The organism is Neisseria sp. P0022.S010 (assembly GCF_051956635.1).
Genome location: NZ_JBQCXF010000626.1, coordinates 1 through 1,591 on the forward strand (window position 1 = coordinate 1; position 1,591 = coordinate 1,591).

The 1,591-nt window shown below is 51.0% G+C and carries 1 protein-coding gene; it reads left to right on the plus strand.

Features of this window, described 5'->3' with window-relative positions; translation table 11 throughout:
• Positions 1-56: 56 nt before the first annotated feature.
• Complete coding sequence (gene der / locus ACTHUT_RS20070) at positions 57-1,514, plus strand: ribosome biogenesis GTPase Der (RefSeq protein ID WP_036491802.1); 1,458 nt, start codon at positions 57-59, stop codon at positions 1,512-1,514.
• Positions 1,515-1,591: the final 77 nt, after the last annotated feature.

The window sequence follows — 1,591 nt, forward strand, 5'->3', positions numbered from 1 at the left end:
CCTGCTTGTGTTCCGCTCCCGTTTTTAGGCGGCACTTGACACAGAAAGACTCCATCATGAAACCAACCATCGCGCTTGTCGGCCGCCCCAATGTCGGCAAATCTACTTTATTCAACCGTTTGACGCGCACCAAAGACGCGCTCGTGCATGACTTACCCGGCCTGACGCGTGACCGACATTACGGTCATGGCAAAGTCGGCAGCAAACCTTATTTGGTCATCGATACCGGCGGTTTTGAGCCGGTTGTGGACAGCGGCATTTTGCATGAAATGGCAAAACAAACCTTGCAGGCTGTCGATGAAGCCGATGCAGTTGTGTTTTTGGTGGACGGCCGCACCGGTTTGACGCCGCAAGACAAAATCATTGCCGACCGTTTGCGCCAAAGTCCGCGTCCTGTTTATTTGGCCGTGAATAAAGGCGAGGGCGGCAATAGGGCCGTGCTTGCCGCCGAGTTCTACGAACTTGCCTTGGGCGACCCTTATGTTATTTCAGGTGCGCACGGCGATGGCGTGTATTATCTGATTGAGGATATTTTGGAAACCTTCCCCGAGCCTGAAAAGGAAGAGGAAGAGGCGAAACATCCTGTTTTTGCTGTAATCGGCCGTCCAAATGTCGGTAAATCAACCTTGGTAAACGCCATCCTCGGCGAAGAGCGCGTGATTGCCTTTGATATGGCAGGCACGACGCGCGACAGTATCCATATCGATTTTGAACGCGACGGTAAACCGTTTACCATCATCGATACCGCAGGTGTACGCCGTCGCGGCAAAGTGGATGAAGCGGTGGAAAAGTTTTCCGTTATCAAAGCCATGCAGGCGGTTGAAGCGGCAAACGTTGCTGTTTTGGTGTTGGATGCGCAACAAGATATCGCCGACCAAGATGCGACGATTGCAGGTTTTGCTTTGGAAGCAGGCCGTGCCTTGGTGGTGGCGGTCAATAAATGGGACGGCATCAGCGAAGAGCGCCGCGAGCAAGTGAAACGCGATATCAACCGCAAACTGTATTTCCTTGATTTTGCTAAGTTTCACTTTATTTCCGCGTTGAAAGAGCGCGGTATAGACGGTTTGTTTGAAAGCATTCAGGCTGCCTACAATGCGGCAATGATTAAGATGCCGACGCCGAAAATCACGCGTGTCCTGCAAAGCGCGATTGAACGTCAACAGCCGCCACGAGCAGGTTTGGTGCGTCCGAAAATGCGTTATGCCCACCAAGGCGGCATGAACCCGCCGGTGATTGTGGTACACGGCAATTCGCTGCACGCCATTTCCGACAGCTACACGCGCTACCTGACCCAAACATTCCGCAAAGCCTTCAATCTGCAAGGCACGCCGCTCAGAATTCAATACAATGTTTCGGAAAACCCGTATGAAAATGCGGAAGACAAACCGAAGAAAAAACCGCTGCGCCGTGTCAGTCTGAGCAACCGTATCGAGAAACGCGAAGGCCGCAAGGAAGAGAAAAACCGCTTCAAGAAAAAAACCAAAGTCAGCGTGAAAAAACAATTCAGCAAATAAACACAAAGGCCGTCTGAACGATTTCAGACGGCCTTTTATGATGGAATGTAAGTTATTCATGTTTCATAATATTTATC